Raw genomic sequence first — 15,100 nt, forward strand, 5'->3', positions numbered from 1 at the left:
GGGTGCGCAATGGCCGTTACTGTACTGAAAAAAGGATCGCTGGCGCTGGCTGGCTTACTGCTGGTGGCGCAGGCGCAGGCAACCGAGCTGCTGAACAGCTCCTATGACGTTTCCCGCGAGCTTTTTTCCGCGCTTAACCCGGCGTTTGAACAGCAGTGGGCGAAAGACAATAACGGCGACAAGCTGACCATTAAGCAATCTCACGCGGGCTCCTCGAAGCAGGCGCTGGCGATCCTGCAGGGGCTGAAGGCGGATGTGGTGACCTACAACCAGGTGACTGACGTGCAGATCCTGCACGACAAGGGCAAGCTGATCCCGGCGGACTGGCAAAGCCGCCTGCCGAACAACAGCTCGCCGTTCTACTCCACCATGGGCTTCCTGGTGCGCAAGGGCAACCCGAAGAATATCCACGACTGGAACGACCTCGTGCGTTCTGACGTAAAGCTGATTTTCCCGAACCCAAAAACCTCCGGCAACGCCCGCTATACCTATCTGGCGGCGTGGGGCGCGGCGGATAAAGCTGACGGTAACGACAAAGCGAAAACCGAGCAGTTCATGACCCAGTTCCTGAGAAACGTCGAAGTGTTTGATACCGGCGGGCGCGGCGCGACCACCACCTTCGCCGAGCGCGGGCTGGGCGATGTGCTGATCAGCTTTGAATCGGAAGTGAACAACATCCGCAAGCAGTACGACGCGCAGGGCTTTGAGGTGGTCATTCCGAAAACCAATATTCTGGCGGAGTTCCCGGTGGCGTGGGTCGATAAAAACGTGCAGGCCAACGGTACCGAGAAGGCGGCGAAAGCCTACCTCAACTATCTGTATAGCCCGCAGGCGCAAACCATCATCACGGATTACTACTACCGCGTGAATAATCCGGACGTGATGAACGCGCTGAAGGACAAATTCCCACAGACCGACCTGTTCCGCGTGGAAGACCATTTCGGCGCGTGGCCTGAGGTGATGAAAACCCATTTTGCCAGCGGCGGTGAGCTAGACAAACTGCTGGCGGCGGGGCGTAAGTAATGTTTGCTGTTTCTTCCAGACGCGTGCTGCCGGGCTTTACCCTGAGCCTCGGCACCAGCCTGCTGTTTGTCTGCCTGATTTTACTGCTGCCGCTCAGCGCGCTGGTGATGCAGCTTTCCGAGATGAGCTGGTCCCAGTACTGGGAAGTGATTACCAACCCGCAAGTGGTGGCGGCCTATAAGGTTACGCTGCTGTCGGCGTTCGTGGCCTCCATTTTTAACGGCGTATTCGGCCTGCTGATGGCGTGGATTTTAACCCGCTACCGTTTCCCGGGCCGCACGCTGCTCGACGCGCTGATGGACCTGCCGTTTGCGCTGCCGACCGCCGTTGCCGGCCTGACGCTGGCGTCGCTTTTCTCGGTCAACGGGTTTTACGGCGAATGGCTGGCGAAGTTTGATATCAAAGTGACCTATACCTGGCTCGGGATCGCGGTGGCGATGGCCTTTACCAGCATCCCGTTCGTGGTGCGTACCGTGCAGCCGGTGCTGGAAGAGCTAGGCCCGGAATACGAAGAGGCGGCGGAAACGCTTGGCGCCACGCGCTGGCAGAGCTTCCGTAAAGTGGTGCTGCCGGAGCTGTCTCCCGCGCTGCTGGCGGGCGTAGCGCTGTCGTTTACCCGCAGCCTCGGCGAGTTCGGCGCGGTGATCTTCATCGCCGGGAACATTGCGTGGAAAACGGAAGTGACCTCGCTGATGATTTTTGTACGCCTGCAGGAGTTCGACTATCCGGCCGCGAGCGCGATTGCGTCGGTGATCCTGGCGGCGTCCCTGCTGCTGCTGTTCTCAATTAACACCCTGCAAAGTCGCTTTGGTCGACGCGTGGTAGGTCACTGATGGCGGAAATTACGCAATTGAAACGCTATGACGCTCCCCGCATTAACTGGGGAAAATGGTTTCTGATCGGAACGGGCGTGCTGGTCTCGGCGTTCATTCTCGTTGTGCCGATGATTTATATTTTCGTTCAGGCGTTCAGCAAGGGGCTGATGCCCGCGCTGGAAAACCTGGCGAACCCGGATATGCTGCACGCCATCTGGCTGACCGTGCTGATCGCGCTGATTACCGTTCCGGTAAACCTGGTGTTCGGCACGCTGCTGGCCTGGCTGGTGACGCGCTTTAACTTCCCGGGGCGCCAGCTGCTGCTGACCCTGCTGGATATCCCCTTTGCGGTTTCGCCGGTGGTGGCGGGCCTGGTTTACCTGCTGTTTTACGGCTCCAACGGCCCGCTCGGCGGCTGGCTGGATGAGCATAACCTGCAGATCATGTTCGCCTGGCCGGGCATGGTGCTGGTGACGGTCTTTGTTACCTGTCCGTTTGTCGTGCGCGAGCTGGTGCCGGTGATGCTAAGTCAGGGCAGCCACGAGGACGAAGCGGCGGTGCTGCTGGGCGCCTCCGGCTGGCAGATGTTCCGTCGCGTCACGCTGCCAAACATTCGCTGGGCGCTGCTCTACGGCGTGGTGCTGACCAACGCCCGCGCGATCGGCGAGTTCGGTGCGGTGTCGGTGGTATCCGGCTCGATCCGCGGCGAAACACTGTCGCTGCCGCTACAGATTGAATTACTGGAACAGGATTACAACACCGTCGGTTCCTTTACTGCCGCAGCGCTGCTGACGCTGATGGCGATTCTGACCCTGTTTTTGAAGAGTGTGGTGCAGTGGCGTTTAGAGAATCAGGAAAAACGTCAGCATCAGGAGGGAAATCATGAGCATTGAGATTGCCAATATTAAGAAGTCTTTTGGTCGCACCCAGGTGCTGAATGATATCTCGCTGGATATCCCTTCCGGACAGATGGTGGCGCTGCTGGGGCCGTCTGGCTCCGGTAAAACGACGCTGCTGCGCATTATCGCCGGGCTTGAGCATCAGACCAGCGGGCACATCCGCTTTCACGGCACCGACGTCAGCCGCCTGCACGCCCGCGACCGCAAGGTGGGCTTTGTGTTCCAGCACTACGCGCTGTTCCGCCACATGACCGTATTCGACAACATCGCCTTTGGCCTGACCGTGCTGCCGCGTCGCGAGCGCCCGAACGCGGCCGCGATCAAAGCGAAAGTGACGAAACTGCTGGAGATGGTGCAGCTGGCGCATCTGGCGGATCGTTTCCCGGCGCAGCTCTCCGGCGGTCAGAAGCAGCGCGTGGCGCTGGCGCGCGCCCTGGCCGTAGAGCCGCAAATTCTGCTGCTGGACGAACCGTTCGGCGCGCTGGACGCACAGGTGCGTAAAGAGCTTCGCCGCTGGCTGCGCCAGCTGCACGAAGAGCTGAAGTTTACCAGCGTCTTCGTGACTCACGACCAGGAAGAGGCAATGGAAGTGGCCGACCGCGTGGTGGTGATGAGCCAGGGGAATATCGAGCAGGTTGACGAGCCGGAGCAGCTTTGGCGCGAACCGGCAACCCGCTTCGTGCTGGAGTTTATGGGCGAAGTAAACCGCCTGCAGGGCACCATACGCGGCGGGCAGTTCCACGTGGGCGCGCACCGCTGGCCGCTGGGCTACACCTCCGCGCACCAGGGGCCTGTCGATCTGTTCCTGCGCCCGTGGGAAGTGGACGTCAGCCGTCGTACCAGCCTGGATTCACCGCTGCCGGTGCAGGTTCTTGAGGCTAGCCCTAAAGGTCACTACACTCAATTGGTGGTACAGCCGCTGGGCTGGTACACCGAGCCGCTGACGGTGGTGATGCGCGATGACGTGCCGCCGCACCGGGGTGAACGCCTGTTTGTGGGCCTGCAGCATGCCCGTATTTATCATGGCAACGAGCGCATCGAGACGCGCGAGGATATTGCTCTGGCGGAGTCGGCCTGATAGGTTATTAGAATGTCTATCGCCCGGCGGCTCAGCGCTTGCCGGGACTACAGTTATCACTGCGTCTTGTAGGCCGGGATCGCTGCGCGCGCCCGGCTTTTTATTGAGTAAAAATCGTGAATACACTCGAACACACCATCGGCAATACCCCTCTGGTCAAACTGCAGCGCATGGGGCCGGACAACGGCAGCGAAATCTGGGTCAAGCTTGAGGGCAATAACCCGGCAGGCTCGGTGAAAGACCGCGCGGCGCTGTCGATGATTGTCCAGGCCGAAAAGCGCGGTGAGATTAAGCCCGGTGACGTGCTGATTGAAGCGACCAGCGGCAACACGGGCATTGCGCTGGCGATGATTGCCGCCCTGAAGGGCTACCGCATGAAGCTGCTGATGCCGGAAAACATGAGCCAGGAGCGCCGCGCGGCCATGCGCGCCTACGGCGCAGAGCTGATTCTGGTGACCAAAGAACAGGGAATGGAAGGCGCGCGCGACCTGGCGCTTGAGATGGCCGAACGCGGCGAAGGCAAGCTGCTCGACCAGTTCAACAATCCGGATAATCCGTACGCACACTACACCACCACTGGCCCGGAAATCTGGCAGCAGACCAACGGGCGCATCACTCATTTTGTCTCCAGCATGGGCACGACCGGCACCATTACCGGCGTGTCGCGTTTTCTGCGCGAGCAGGATAAGAAAGTAACCATTGTCGGCCTGCAGCCGGAAGAGGGCAGCAGCATTCCCGGCATTCGCCGCTGGCCTGCTGAATACATGCCGGGCATCTTTAATGCGCAGCTTGTGGACCAGGTGCTGGATATACATCAGCGCGAGGCGGAGAATACTATGCGCGAGCTGGCCGTACGCGAAGGCATCTTCTGCGGCGTCAGTTCGGGCGGTGCCGTAGCGGGTGCGATTCGGGTGGCGCAGTCCACGCCGGGCGCGGTAGTGGTCGCTATAATTTGCGATCGCGGCGATCGTTATCTGTCTACCGGCGTGTTTGGTGAAGAGAGCTATTCGCAGGGGGCGGGGATTTAAGCGTCATGGAGATGATTTTATTTCGGGATAAAACCCGAGCGCAGCAAACCGATATTGTCGCGGTGCAGTCGCAGGTGGTGTACGGCAGCGTGGGAAACAGCATTGCGGTGCCCAACATCAGAACGCACCGTCTGAACGTGACGGCGGTGCCGACGGTGCTGTTTAGCAACACGCCGCACTACGACACCTTTTACGGCGGCGTTATACCCGACGAGTGGTTTAGCGGCTACCTGAAGGCGCTGGAAGAGCGCGAGATCTTACGCGAGCTGAAGGCGGTGACTACCGGCTATATGGGCAGCGCCAGCCAGATTGCTTTGCTGGCGCAGTGGCTGAAGGCGGTTAAAGCGCAGCATCCCGATCTGCTGGTGCTGGTCGACCCGGTTATCGGCGATATTGACAGCGGAACGTACGTGAAGCCCGAGATCCCCGAAGCGTATCGGGAGCACCTGCTGCCGCTGGCGCAGGGGATTACGCCGAACGTCTATGAGCTGGAGGTGTTAAGCGGCAAGCCGTGCCGCACGCCGGAAAGCGCCATCGCGGCGGCACAGGGATTGCTTTCTGACAGCCTGAAATGGGTGGCGATCACCAGCGCCCCGGTGGCTGACGACCCGCAAAACATCCACGTGGTGCTCGTGAAGCATGAGGGCGTGACCGTCAGCGCGCATCCGCGCGTAGAAACCGACCTGAAAGGGACGGGCGACCTGTTCTGTTCAGAGCTGGTGAGCGGCATTGTAGAGGGGAAAACCGTTGCCGATGCGATCCGCATGGCTGGCGACCGGGTGACTGACGTGATGCTTTATACCCAGTCTAAAGGCTACGACGAGCTTATCCTGCCGGCATAAACAAAAATGGCGCACGAAGGCGCCATTTTTCCGTGCGGCAAGAATTACTTCTTGATGCGGATAACCGGGGTTTCACCCACGGTCACGCTGCCGGACAGTTTGATCAGCTCTTTGATTTCGTCCATGTTGGAGATAACAACCGGAGTCAGGGTAGACTTCGCTTTTTCTTCCAGCAGTGGCAGATCGAATTCAATCACCGGGTCGCCAACTTTTACACGCTGGCCTTCTTCGGCGATACGCTTGAAGCCTTCGCCTTTCAGCTCAACGGTATCGATACCGAAGTGAACGAACAGCTCGATACCGCTATCAGATTCGATAGAGAACGCATGGTTGGTTTCAAAAATTTTACCGATGGTGCCGTCAACTGGAGCAACCATTTTGTTGCCAGTTGGTTTGATAGCAATGCCATCACCAACGATTTTCTCAGCAAACACTACATCCGGCACGTCTTCGATGTTGACGATCTCGCCGGAGAGCGGAGCAACAATCTCAATAGTTCCGGAGTCTTTCTTGTCATCAGAAACCAGAGATTTCAGTTTATCGAACAAACCCATGATCTTCTCCTAAGCAGTAAATTGGGCCGCATCTCGTGGATTAGCAGATTGTTTTTTCTTCAATGAACTTGTTAACCAGCGTCATTAACTCGTCCGTTGTCGGTTGAGCAAGAGCCTGCTCTGCTAATACCTTCGCATCTTCGAAGTTCGTGTTACGGATAATCTTCTTAATGCGAGGGATGGAAATGGCGCTCATAGAGAATTCGTCCAGACCCATACCCAGCAACAGAAGTGTAGCACGTTCGTCGCCTGCAAGCTCACCGCACATGCCAGTCCATTTACCTTCTGCATGAGAAGCATCAATAACTTGCTTGATCAAGTTCAGTACGGACGGTGACATTGGCTGGTAGAGATGTGAAATCATATCATTACCACGGTCAACTGCCAGGGTGTACTGCGTTAAATCATTGGTGCCGATACTAAAGAAATCAACTTCTTTGGCTAAGTGACGCGCAATTGTCGCCGCCGCAGGGGTTTCCACCATCACGCCGATCTCGATTGACTCGTCAAACGCTTTCCCTTCGTCGCGCAGTTCCTGTTTGTAGATTTCGATCTCTTTCTTCAGTGCACGCACTTCTTCAACAGAGATGATCATCGGGAACATGATGCGCAGTTTACCGAAAGCAGACGCGCGCAGGATAGCGCGTACCTGGTCGCGCAGGATCTCTTTACGATCCATCGCGATACGCACCGCACGCCAGCCCAGGAACGGGTTCTCTTCTTTCGGGAAGTTCATGTACGGCAGCTCTTTGTCGCCACCGATGTCCATGGTACGGACGATGACCGCCTGAGAGCCGCAGGCTTCAGCAACGGCTTTGTACGCAGCAAACTGTTCTTCTTCAGTTGGCAGCGCGTCGCGGTCCATGAACAGGAATTCAGTACGATACAGACCTACACCTTCCGCGCCGTTGCGCTCAGCGCCTTCAACGTCACGAACGGTACCGATGTTTGCGCACACTTCAACCTGGTGACCGTCCAGCGTGATGGCCGGCAGGTCTTTCAGCTTAGCGAGTTCTGCTTTTTCAGAAGCAACCTGCTCCTGAACGGCGCGCAGCTGATCGATCTCTTCGTTAGTTGGGTTGACGTAAACCACGTTGTTTACGGCATCCAGAATCAGATAATCGTCGTTTTTCACCTGAGAGGTGACGCTACCGGTACCCACGATGGCTGGCAGTTCCAGAGAACGCGCCATGATTGAGGTGTGGGAAGTACGGCCACCCGCGTCAGTGATGAAACCCAGCACCTTGTTGAGGTTCAGCTGTGCGGTTTCAGACGGGGTCAGGTCAGCAGCAACCAGGATAACTTCGTCCTGAATGGCGCTCAGGTCAATAATGGCCAGACCCAGGATGTTGCGCAGCAGGCGCTTACCGATGTCGCGTACGTCCGCCGCACGTTCCTTCAGGTATTCATCATCCAGTTCTTCCAGGGCAGTTGCCTGACCTTCGATAACTTCATGCGCAGCCGCGTCGGCCGTCATGCCTTTATCTTTAATCAGGGCTATGATTTCCTGCTCCAGCTCCTCATCTTCGAGCAACATGATGTGCCCTTCGAAGATGGCTTCTTTTTCTTCACCGAAAGTTTCGCCAGCTTTAGTTTTGATCGCTTCCAGTTGCGCAGATGCCTTGGCACGACCGCTCAGAAAACGTTCAACTTCCTGATCAACCTTGTCGGCAGAAATTTTTTTCCGGTCAATGACGATTTCGTCTTCCTTCAGCAGAAGTGCTTTGCCGAAAGCGATACCCGGGGATGCTAAAATGCCTGAAATCATAACCCTACCTTACTTGTGACTGATATTGAAAAGAACCCGGATACTTACTCGAGCTCAGCCATCAGTTTTACCAGATGCTCAACTGCTTTCTGCTCGTCTTCACCTTCTGCAGAGATGGTAACAACGGTACCCTGAGTCAGACCCAGAGTTTGCAGTTTGAACAGGCTTTTCGCGCTCGCGCTTTTGCCGTTGGAAGTCACAGTGATTTCAGAAGTGAAGCCTTTCGCTTCTTTAACAAACTGAGCAGCAGGGCGGGTGTGCAGACCGTTCGGAGCGGTAATGGTAACTTCTTGCTGGAACATTGTATTTCCCCAACTTATAGGTTTAGTGTTGTGGAACTAAAGTCTAGCCTGGCGACTGAACTTTAGCCTGTATTGTTAGCGCTGACGTTTCGATCGTCATTAAACATTATGCAGCGAAAGCAAGACTTGAACCAAATCATAAAATCGATTCAGCATGGCTATTTCGTGATCTGATTAATTTCGCGCTTCAAAATAATTGCTGGTTTAAATACCAGACCCAACGGGGTGAATCAATGCCAGGTGGAGTAAAACTTTGAAGCAGGCCACAAAAAAGCACCTGAAAAGGTGCTTTTTTACGCGTTTTTAACATGCTGGCATCACTGTTGCAGTTCTTTCTCAGTGAAGAGATCGGCAAACAGCGCAGTGCTTAAGTAACGCTCACCTGAGGACGGTAGGATAACCACAATATTCTTATTGGTAAAGGTCTCTTCTTCCTGCAGTTTAAGCGCCGCAGCAACGGCGGCACCGGAGGAAATGCCCGCCAAAATACCCTCTTCGTCCATCAGACGACGCGCGGTGGAAATTGCTTCTTCGTTGGTAATGGCCACGACCTTGTCGATCAGCTTCAGATCCAGGTTACCCGGGATGAAGCCTGCGCCGATGCCCTGAATTTTGTGCGGGCCAGGCTTAAGCTCTTCGCCTGCCAGCGCCTGAGCAATGACAGGGGAATCGGTCGGCTCAACGGCAACGGTGATCAGGTCTTTTTTACCTTTTGTGCCTTTAATGTAGCGGCTCACGCCGGTCAGCGTACCGCCGGTACCCACGCCGGAGATGAACACGTCAACCTGTCCGTCGGTATCTTCCCAGATCTCAGGACCAGTGGTTTTTTCGTGAATTTCCGGGTTGGCCGGGTTGCTAAATTGCTGAAGGAGCAGGTATTTCGCCGGATCGCTGGCGACAATTTCCTCTGCTTTCTGGATCGCACCCTTCATGCCCTTCGCACCTTCGGTCAGCACCAGGTTCGCACCCAGCGCCTTGAGCAGCTTACGGCGTTCGATGCTCATGGTTTCAGGCATGGTCAGCGTCAATTTATAGCCACGTGCGGCGGCCACATAGGCCAGTGCGATACCGGTGTTACCGCTGGTAGGTTCAACCAGCTCAACGCCCGGCTTCAGAACGCCGCGTTTTTCAGCATCCCAAATCATATTTGCACCGATGCGGCATTTCACGCTGAAGCTAGGGTTACGGGATTCGACCTTCGCCAGAATGCGTCCATTACCGATACGGTTCAGTCGAACCAGGGGCGTATGACCGATAGTCAGCGAGTTGTCTTCATAAATCTTACTCATGGCCTGTCCTTAACTGTATGAAATTGGGATACCGCCCCAGCATACCTGCTAAGCAGGGAGGGGGAAGTAAGGAATTCGCATATCTATATACTGCAAGGAAATAATGGGGATCAGTATGGAATAAGGGAGAGCATAAGCTACTCCCTCTTTACACATTTTTGCATTATTTCCATAACGCGTGCTTAGCACGGTAGCAGTCGACCCACATTGCCGTCGCGCCGCAGACGGCCACCGGCATGATGAATAAATTAAGGAAAGGGATCATCGTGAACAGGCTGGTCAGCGCACCGAACTGCATATTGGCCATCTTCTGCGTACGAAGCGCCGTGCGCATCTCTTTAAACGGCACCTTATGGTTGTCGAAAGGGTAGTCGCAATACTGAATCGCCAGCATCCAGGCGCTGAACAGGAACCACAGCACCGGCGCTACCGTTTGTCCAATACCGGGGATAAAGTAGAGCACCAGCAGCACAATCGCGCGCGGCAAATACCAGGCAAACTTCTGCCATTCGCGCTTCATAATGCGAGGGAGATCTTTCATTATGCCCAGCACACCGGTATCGGGAGGCGTCGCCCCGGTAAGGCGCGCCTCCAGCTGCTCCGCCAGTAGCCCGTTAAACGGTGCGGCGATCCAGTTGGCGATCGTCGAGAAGAAATAGCCAAAGACCAGCAGCAAAGAAATGACCGCAATCGGCCACAGCAGGTAGCTTAGCCACTGCAGCCAGTCAGGCACGTGGCTCATTAAGGAAGGAACCCAGCTTTCCAGCCTGGTGAAGAGCCACCAGAAGGCGCCGCCCATCAGGAGAATATTGATGAGCAGAGGCAGAATGACAAAGCGACGGATGCCCGGCAGGGAAACAAGCTTCCAGCCCTGAGAAAAATACCAGACGCCGCTGCGCGGGGCCGATGAAGAGGATGAAACCATAACCAGGCTGTACTCCTTTTTACACAACCAGTGGATTTGCTCGCCTATATTATCCAGTTGCGGGCGAATGACCAGTTAGGAAATGTTCGAAAAAACAGCAAAAAGCACGATTTCGTTCATCTTTATGCTGTGAATGCTCTGCACGCACTTGCACTTGACGTCAACGGCAAATACTCTTAGTGAGTAAATGTTTGCCGTGGTGGCAAGGTGTTAGAACAACAGAGAATATAATGATGCAGGATTTGCGTCTGATATTAATCATTGTTGGCGCGATCGCCATAATCGCTTTACTGGTACATGGTTTCTGGACCAGCCGTAAAGAGCGCTCTTCTATGTTTCGCGATCGCCCACTGAAGCGCATGAAGTCCAGTCGAGACGACGATGACGGCGAAGACGACATCGAAGGGTACGACGACGAAGGCGTGGGTGAAGTTCGTGTTCATCGGGTCAATACTGCGCCCGTCGCAGGCCATGGGGAGCATGAAGCCCCCCGTCCTCCGCAGCACCAGTATCAGCCGCCGTATGCTTCCGCCCAGCCGCGCCAGCCAGCGCCTCAGCCAGTGGAAGAACCGGTGCGCCAGCCGCCTCAGCAGCCTGTGCATCAGCAGCCTGCTGCGCCACAGCCCGTTCAACAGCCTGTTCAACAGCCTGTTCAGCAGCCGGCACACCAGCCTGTGCAGCAGCCAGAACAGACAGTAAATCAGCCGCAGCCACAGCCCGTTCAGGCACAGCCTGCGCCTGAGCCTGCTCCAGCCCCGCGCGTTGAGCCAGAGCCCGTTGCTGAGCCAGAGCCGGTAGTCGAAAAACCGCAGCGCAAAGAAGCGGTGATTATCATGAACGTGGCCGCGCATCATGGCACGCATCTGAACGGCGACGTGCTGCTTAACAGTATCCAGCAGGCCGGCTTTAAGTTTGGCGATATGAACATTTTCCATCGCCATCTTAGCCCGGACGGAAGTGGTCCGGCGCTGTTCAGCCTGGCGAACATGGTTAACCCTGGCACGTTCGACCCTGAAATGACCGGTGATTTCGTGACGCCGGGCGTGACAATCTTTATGCAGGTGCCGTCCTACGGTGATGAGCTGCAGAACTTCAAGCTGATGCTGCAGTCTGCTCAGCACATTGCTGACGAAGTGGGCGGCGTGGTGCTCGACGATCAGCGTCGAATGATGACGCCGCAAAAGCTGCGTGAGTATCAGGACCGCATCCGCGAAGTTAAGGAAGCTAACGCGTAATCGTCGCGTGACTTTCAACTCCTCCTCAACCCCCGCCTGTCGGGGGTTTTTTCTCATTGATGGTGTGATATGGACTCAATCGAACAACAACTCACTGAACTGCGAACCACGCTTCGCCATCATGAATATCTGTATCATGTTATGGACGCGCCGGAAGTGCCGGATGCGGAGTACGACCGTCTGATGCGCGAGCTGCGCGAGCTGGAGGCGCAGCATCCTGAGCTCATTACCCCTGATTCACCGACCCAGCGCGTTGGCGCTGAGCCGCTGGGCGCGTTCAGCCAGGTGCGCCATGAAGTGCCGATGCTCTCGCTGGACAACGTTTTTGACGAAGAGAGCTTCCTGGCGTTCAACAAGCGCGTGCAGGATCGCCTGAAAAGCAGCGAGTCGCTGAGCTGGTGCTGCGAGCTGAAGCTGGACGGTCTTGCGGTCAGTATTCTTTACGAAAACGGCGTGCTGGTGCGCGCCGCAACGCGCGGCGATGGCACCACGGGAGAGGATATAACCACCAACGTGCGTACCATTCGCGCTATCCCGCTGAAGCTGAGCGGAGACAACATTCCTGCGCGTCTGGAAGTGCGCGGTGAGGTGTTCCTGCCGCAGGCGGGCTTTGAGAAAATCAACGAGGAAGCGCGCCGCACCGGCGGAAAAGTATTCGCTAACCCGCGAAACGCGGCGGCGGGCTCCCTGCGCCAGCTCGATCCGCGCATTACCGCGAAGCGACCGCTTACTTTCTTCTGCTACGGCGTGGGTATTCTGGAGGGCGGCGAGCTGCCGGATACGCACCTGGGCCGCCTGCTGCAGTTTAAGGCGTGGGGATTACCGGTCAGTAACCGCGTCCAGCTTTGCGACTCACCGGAGGCCGTGCTGGCGTTCTATCGTAAGGTCGAGGAGGACCGCCCGACGCTCGGTTTTGATATCGACGGCGTGGTGATAAAGGTCAATTCCCTTGCGCTGCAGGAGCAGCTTGGCTTCGTCGCGCGCGCGCCGCGCTGGGCGGTGGCGTTTAAGTTCCCGGCGCAGGAGCAGATGACCTTCGTACGCGACGTGGAGTTTCAGGTAGGCCGCACGGGGGCCATAACGCCCGTTGCGCGCCTTGAGCCTGTGCAGGTCGCTGGCGTGCTGGTGAGTAATGCCACGTTGCACAACGCTGATGAAATCGCGCGTCTGGGCCTGCGCATCGGCGATAAGGTCGTGATTCGCCGCGCGGGTGACGTGATCCCGCAGGTGGTGAACGTGGTGGAATCCGAACGCCCTGAAGAGACGCGCGAAATCGTCTTCCCGGCCCACTGTCCGGTGTGCGGCTCTGACGTTGAGCGTGTTGAAGGTGAAGCGGTGACCCGCTGTACGGGCGGCTTAATCTGCGGTGCGCAGCGTAAAGAGTCGCTTAAGCACTTCGTTTCCCGCCGCGCCATGGACGTTGACGGCATGGGGGACAAAATTATCGATCAGCTGGTCGAGAAAGAGTACGTACACACGCCAGCGGATTTGTTCAGGCTGACGGCAGGTAAGCTCACGGGCCTTGACCGCATGGGGCCGAAGTCGGCGCAAAACGTGGTGAACGCGCTGGAGGTGGCCAAAGAAACCACCTTTGCCCGTTTCCTCTATGCGCTGGGCATTCGTGAAGTCGGGGAAGCGACGGCGGCAGGTTTAGCTGCTTACTTTGGCTCGCTGGAGGCGCTTGAGAAAGCGAGCATCGACGAGCTGCAGAAAGTCCCGGACGTGGGCATTGTGGTCGCTACGCACGTTTTTAACTTCTTTGCGGAAGAGAGCAACCGCGAGGTCATCGGCCAGCTCCTGGCTGAAGGTGTCAAATGGCCTGCGCCGGTTGTGGTGAACGCCGAAGAGATCGACAGCCCGTTTGCGGGTAAAACGGTGGTGCTGACCGGCAGCCTGAGCCAGCTTTCACGAGATGATGCGAAGGCGCGTCTGGTGGCGCTAGGCGCTAAGGTGGCGGGAAGCGTGTCGAAGAAAACTGACCTGGTGATTGCCGGTGAAGCGGCGGGCTCCAAGCTGGCTAAAGCGCAGGAGCTGGGCATTGAGGTTATTGACGAAGCGGAAATGCTGCGCCTGCTGGGGGATTAACGTGGAAAAAGAACAGCTTGTTGCAATTGCCAACACGGAAATGCCCTTCGGTAAGTACAAAGGCCGCAGGCTGATCGATCTGCCGGAGGAGTATCTGCTGTGGTTCGCCCGAAAGGATGAATTTCCCGCCGGGCGGCTTGGCGAGCTGATGGCAATTACGCTATTGATCAAAACAGAAGGGCTGACCCAGCTGGTTCAGCCCCTGAAACGCCCTTAGACTTTTGCGGCGCGGGTCTCTTCCTGCGCCCGCTTTTCCGTCTGCGCTTTGTAGCGACGCGCCAGCACGGCGCACACCATTAGCTGGATCTGATGGAAAATCATCAGCGGCAGCACCATCATGCCTATCACCGACGTCGGGAACAGAATGTTGGCCATCGGGATGCCGTTCGCCAGGCTTTTCTTCGACCCGCAGAACACAATCGTAATTTCGTCGGCTTTGTTAAAGCCGCATTTGCGCGCCACAAACACGTTAACGGCAATCACGATCGCCAGCAGGACAATGCTGACCACCACGATGAACAGCAGCGAGCCTGCGCCTACCTTATGCCATATGCCGTTGACCACCGCCTCGCTGAATGCGGAATAAACGACCAGCAGAATCGACGTCTGGTCGGTTTTCGAGATCCATTTCTTGTGTTTAGCCACAAACGCGCCGGTCCACGGACGCGAGAGATGCCCCAGCACAAACGGCAGCAGCAGCTGCAGACAGATTTTCCCCACCTGTTCCAGGCTGCCTTCCGCGCCGTGCATATTCATCAGCATCCCGACCAGCAGCGGTGAGACGAATATCCCGAGCAGGCTGGACGCCGAGGCAGAGCAGACGGCCGCCGCGACGTTTCCTCCCGCCAGCGACGTGAATGCAATCGCAGACTGCACGGTCGCGGGCAAAATGCACAGATACAGGAAACCATCATAAAGCGTCCGATCGACGTTGACCGGTGCCCACCAGGCGAACAGCACGCCGAGCGTTGGGAAAAGAATGAATGTACTGCACATCACCCACAGGTGAAGCCGCCAGTGGCTACCGCCCGCAATGATGGCCTCTCGCGAGAGCTTTGCGCCATGCATAAAGAACAGCAGCGCGATAGCCGCCGTGGTCAGCCCCTCAAAAAACGGTACAAAACCGCCCTGGGCTGGGAAGAAAGAGGCCAGCAGAACGGTGACGATGAGCGTGAGCGTAAAAGGATCAAGGATGCGAAAGAGTTTCATAATGACTCCTGAAATCAGATATCGCTATTGTGCTTTCTTACGTTTGAG

At 56.8% G+C, this 15,100-nt stretch carries 15 protein-coding genes; 9 read left to right on the plus strand and 6 right to left on the minus strand.

The genetic code is table 11. From position 1 onward, the window contains the following. The first annotated feature begins 9 nt into the window (after positions 1-9). From DBY73_RS05995 to pdxK, 6 genes are all read left to right on the plus strand, one after another. On the plus strand, positions 10-1,023 hold the full coding sequence (locus DBY73_RS05995; protein WP_112010282.1) for a sulfate ABC transporter substrate-binding protein: 1,014 nt from the start codon (positions 10-12) through the stop codon (positions 1,021-1,023). Further along, positions 1,023-1,856 carry a sulfate/thiosulfate ABC transporter permease CysT gene (gene cysT, locus DBY73_RS06000; RefSeq protein WP_112010283.1) on the plus strand — a complete coding sequence of 278 codons (834 nt, stop codon included), beginning with the start codon at positions 1,023-1,025 and terminating at the stop codon, positions 1,854-1,856. Before DBY73_RS05995 ends, cysT begins: the two co-directional genes overlap by 1 nt. Next, positions 1,856-2,731 (plus strand): sulfate/thiosulfate ABC transporter permease CysW, encoded by an 876-nt coding sequence (gene cysW / locus DBY73_RS06005; RefSeq protein WP_112010284.1) that lies wholly within the window; start codon positions 1,856-1,858, stop codon positions 2,729-2,731. The genes cysT and cysW overlap by 1 nt, the downstream gene beginning before the upstream one ends. Further along, positions 2,721-3,815, plus strand: a complete 1,095-nt coding sequence (cysA, locus tag DBY73_RS06010) for a sulfate/thiosulfate ABC transporter ATP-binding protein CysA (RefSeq protein ID WP_112010285.1) — start codon at positions 2,721-2,723, stop codon at positions 3,813-3,815. The genes cysW and cysA overlap by 11 nt, the downstream gene beginning before the upstream one ends. A 116-nt stretch (positions 3,816-3,931) precedes the next feature. Then, on the plus strand, positions 3,932-4,843 hold the full coding sequence (gene cysM / locus DBY73_RS06015) for a cysteine synthase CysM (RefSeq protein ID WP_112010286.1): 912 nt from the start codon (positions 3,932-3,934) through the stop codon (positions 4,841-4,843). Positions 4,844-4,848: 5 nt separating this feature from the next. Next, on the plus strand, positions 4,849-5,685 hold the full coding sequence (gene pdxK / locus DBY73_RS06020; protein WP_112010287.1) for a pyridoxine/pyridoxal/pyridoxamine kinase: 837 nt from the start codon (positions 4,849-4,851) through the stop codon (positions 5,683-5,685). Positions 5,686-5,729: 44 nt separating this feature from the next. Here pdxK and crr read toward each other — a convergent pair whose 3' ends face one another. The 5 genes from crr to cysZ all read right to left on the minus strand — a co-directional run bounded on the left by crr (position 5,730) and on the right by cysZ (position 10,523). After that, the gene (gene crr, locus DBY73_RS06025; RefSeq protein ID WP_003861316.1) at positions 5,730-6,239 is read right to left on the minus strand and encodes a PTS glucose transporter subunit IIA; all 510 of its coding nucleotides are present in this window, start codon (positions 6,237-6,239) and stop codon (positions 5,730-5,732) included. A 40-nt stretch (positions 6,240-6,279) separates the two neighbouring features. After that, a complete protein-coding gene (gene ptsI / locus DBY73_RS06030; protein ID WP_112010288.1) occupies positions 6,280-8,007 on the minus strand; it encodes a phosphoenolpyruvate-protein phosphotransferase PtsI in 1,728 nt (575 codons plus the stop codon). Positions 8,008-8,051: 44 nt separating this feature from the next. Next, on the minus strand, positions 8,052-8,309 hold the full coding sequence (ptsH, locus tag DBY73_RS06035; protein ID WP_000487600.1) for a phosphocarrier protein Hpr: 258 nt from the start codon (positions 8,307-8,309) through the stop codon (positions 8,052-8,054). A gap of 317 nt (positions 8,310-8,626) precedes the next feature. Continuing rightward, the gene (cysK, locus tag DBY73_RS06050; protein WP_112010290.1) at positions 8,627-9,598 is read right to left on the minus strand and encodes a cysteine synthase A; all 972 of its coding nucleotides are present in this window, start codon (positions 9,596-9,598) and stop codon (positions 8,627-8,629) included. A 163-nt stretch (positions 9,599-9,761) separates the two neighbouring features. Beyond that, positions 9,762-10,523, minus strand: coding sequence for a sulfate transporter CysZ (gene cysZ, locus DBY73_RS06055; protein WP_112010291.1), 762 nt, complete (start codon positions 10,521-10,523; stop codon positions 9,762-9,764). Positions 10,524-10,753: 230 nt separating this feature from the next. On the opposite strand from cysZ, the gene zipA reads away from it, so the two are divergent. The 3 genes from zipA (at position 10,754) to DBY73_RS06070 (ending at position 14,060) form a co-directional block, all read left to right on the plus strand. Further along, positions 10,754-11,758: a cell division protein ZipA gene (gene zipA / locus DBY73_RS06060; RefSeq protein ID WP_112010292.1), complete on the plus strand. Its 1,005-nt coding sequence runs from the start codon at positions 10,754-10,756 to the stop codon at positions 11,756-11,758. 69 nt (positions 11,759-11,827) lie between these two features. Continuing rightward, positions 11,828-13,843, plus strand: coding sequence for an NAD-dependent DNA ligase LigA (gene ligA / locus DBY73_RS06065; RefSeq protein WP_112010293.1), 2,016 nt, complete (start codon positions 11,828-11,830; stop codon positions 13,841-13,843). Position 13,844: 1 nt separating this feature from the next. Next, positions 13,845-14,060, plus strand: a complete 216-nt coding sequence (locus DBY73_RS06070; RefSeq protein ID WP_014884735.1) for a DUF3820 family protein — start codon at positions 13,845-13,847, stop codon at positions 14,058-14,060. On the opposite strand, the gene DBY73_RS06075 is transcribed toward DBY73_RS06070, so the two are convergent. Continuing rightward, positions 14,057-15,052 (minus strand): bile acid:sodium symporter family protein, encoded by a 996-nt coding sequence (locus DBY73_RS06075; protein WP_112010294.1) that lies wholly within the window; start codon positions 15,050-15,052, stop codon positions 14,057-14,059. The genes DBY73_RS06070 and DBY73_RS06075 overlap by 4 nt on opposite strands. Positions 15,053-15,100: the final 48 nt, after the last annotated feature.

The sequence above is a fragment of the Enterobacter sp. RIT418 genome (assembly GCF_003057745.1).
Lineage (GTDB): Bacteria > Pseudomonadota > Gammaproteobacteria > Enterobacterales > Enterobacteriaceae > Enterobacter.

Excerpts from the sequence above, each read along its gene's own strand:
- DBY73_RS05995 (WP_112010282.1), top strand. The coding sequence starts at position 10 with ATGGCCGTTACTGTACTGAAAAAAGGATCGCTGGCGCTGGCTGGCTTA.
- cysT (WP_112010283.1), top strand. The coding sequence starts at position 1,023 with ATGTTTGCTGTTTCTTCCAGACGCGTGCTGCCGGGCTTTACCCTGAGC.
- cysW (WP_112010284.1), top strand. The coding sequence starts at position 1,856 with ATGGCGGAAATTACGCAATTGAAACGCTATGACGCTCCCCGCATTAAC.
- cysA (WP_112010285.1), top strand. The coding sequence starts at position 2,721 with ATGAGCATTGAGATTGCCAATATTAAGAAGTCTTTTGGTCGCACCCAG.
- pdxK (WP_112010287.1), top strand. The coding sequence starts at position 4,849 with ATGGAGATGATTTTATTTCGGGATAAAACCCGAGCGCAGCAAACCGAT.
- crr (WP_003861316.1), bottom strand. The coding sequence starts at position 6,239 with ATGGGTTTGTTCGATAAACTGAAATCTCTGGTTTCTGATGACAAGAAA.
- ptsI (WP_112010288.1), bottom strand. The coding sequence starts at position 8,007 with ATGATTTCAGGCATTTTAGCATCCCCGGGTATCGCTTTCGGCAAAGCA.
- ptsH (WP_000487600.1), bottom strand. The coding sequence starts at position 8,309 with ATGTTCCAGCAAGAAGTTACCATTACCGCTCCGAACGGTCTGCACACC.
- cysK (WP_112010290.1), bottom strand. The coding sequence starts at position 9,598 with ATGAGTAAGATTTATGAAGACAACTCGCTGACTATCGGTCATACGCCC.
- cysZ (WP_112010291.1), bottom strand. The coding sequence starts at position 10,523 with ATGGTTTCATCCTCTTCATCGGCCCCGCGCAGCGGCGTCTGGTATTTT.
- zipA (WP_112010292.1), top strand. The coding sequence starts at position 10,754 with ATGATGCAGGATTTGCGTCTGATATTAATCATTGTTGGCGCGATCGCC.
- ligA (WP_112010293.1), top strand. The coding sequence starts at position 11,828 with ATGGACTCAATCGAACAACAACTCACTGAACTGCGAACCACGCTTCGC.
- DBY73_RS06075 (WP_112010294.1), bottom strand. The coding sequence starts at position 15,052 with ATGAAACTCTTTCGCATCCTTGATCCTTTTACGCTCACGCTCATCGTC.